Genomic DNA, 1,502 nt, shown 5'->3' with positions numbered 1-1,502 from the left:
CGCGGCGACGCCGAGTTCTGCACGGGTGATCAGGCCGCTGCCGTCGGTGTCCAGGAGGCGGAAGACTTCGTCGGCTTCCTGCTGCGAGGTGCCGTACGCGGCCTGGATGGTGCGCCACTCGGAGAGGTTGAGCGTGTCGGGCTGTTCGGAGCCGCCCAGGCTGATGATGGCATCGACCGCGGGCTGGAAGAACGAGTCGTACCCGGTCTGGTCGCCGAAGCTGGCAACGAAACCGGCGCGGTACTCGTCGGGTGAGATCCGCCCGTCGCCGTCGGTGTCGAAGTGCTCCGCCAGTGCCGTCCAGATGCCCTCGAAGGCGCGGTTGACCGCCTGCCCCTGTGCGGACGTCGGGTCGATGCCGAAGTGCGCCACCGTGTTCATCCCGAGGGCGATGACGTCGGCCTTCTCGATGTAGCCGTCGCCGTCCAGGTCCATCTGACCGAAGGCGACGGTCAGCTTGCGGTCGAGCAGTTCATGGGACAAGTGAGCCTCCAGGAAATAAGGGGAAATCGGGGACAGCGTGGCGAGGCTTCGACGGATCGGTCAAATCACGACCCGCAGGTGATCATGATCACCGGACTCGATCCCGCGCGATCGGCACGCCACTTTCAGTAGCGAAACTTGCGACGCTGGGGGCCCGAAACCACGTTCGATCGAACTCTGGGAATCAACACGTCACAGAAACCTATCTCGCCACTGACTGATCCGGCACGACAGCGTCAACGCTAGATCTTGATGCCCTGAACGGGTGTGCGTCTACTCCTTGCCGGAGAACTTGGGTGAGTTGACCACCACCAGCGGCGCGTTGACGACAATCGACGCTGGTCAGAGCGATCAGAGCCGGAATTCGGATCAGTCGGAGAGGTGAAGAACTCGATCAGGTGATCCGGCTGGACGAAGGCGGTGAAACGGATAGGGTCACCGCGCCCACCGGTCGCTTCGCTCGTGTCGCTTGAGGTGAACTCCTTCCTTGACTGCCGTCGCCCCGGCTTCGCCGCCGGTCACCGACCCGGATGATTTGGCCGGACTCGCCCGTTCGCCCAGGAATCGGCTGCTGCTGCTGGACAACGCTGGGCGATTGGGCGTGATCGCGACGGAAGGAACCGATGTCGACTTCCTGACCCGCCACGGATGGCGGGTGACCGGAGCGCTACCCGCGCTCTTCCCCGAGCAGTTGGGCGACCCTGCGTTCCGCGGCGATTTCGGTCTCGGCCACCCCTACCTGGCGGGCGAGATGGCGAACGGGATCTCGTCACCGCGCATGGTGGTGGCGATGGCGCGGGCGGGCATGTTGTGCTGCTACGGCGCCGGGGGCGTGTCGCCGGACCGGGTGGCCCGCGCGGTCGCCGACATCTCCGCCGCGTTGCCGGGTCGGCGCAACTGGGGTGTGAACCTGATCCACTCCCCGGGCGAGCCCGCTGTCGAACGCGCGACGGCCGAGCTGTTGATCCGGGCGGACGTGCCGGTCGTGTCGGTGTCGGCCTATCTCGACCTCACCCCGG

At 66.0% G+C, this 1,502-nt stretch carries 1 protein-coding gene and 1 pseudogene; one reads left to right on the top strand and one right to left on the bottom strand.

The window, feature by feature from the left end; translation table 11 throughout:
• Positions 1-483 (bottom strand): EF-hand domain-containing protein (locus tag AB0G02_RS39750; RefSeq protein ID WP_360805566.1); only part of this gene is annotated, 483 nt, incomplete at its 3' end.
• A 487-nt stretch (positions 484-970) separates the two neighbouring features.
• On the opposite strand from AB0G02_RS39750, the pseudogene AB0G02_RS39745 reads away from it, so the two are divergent.
• Positions 971-1,502 (top strand): annotated as a pseudogene (locus tag AB0G02_RS39745) (2-nitropropane dioxygenase); the annotation flags it as partial.

It is taken from the genome of Actinosynnema sp. NPDC023658, assembly GCF_040639995.1.
Classification (GTDB): domain Bacteria; phylum Actinomycetota; class Actinomycetes; order Mycobacteriales; family Pseudonocardiaceae; genus Actinosynnema.
Note: the sequence above shows the minus strand (reverse complement) of the source record. Positions and strands in the feature narration are given on the sequence as shown.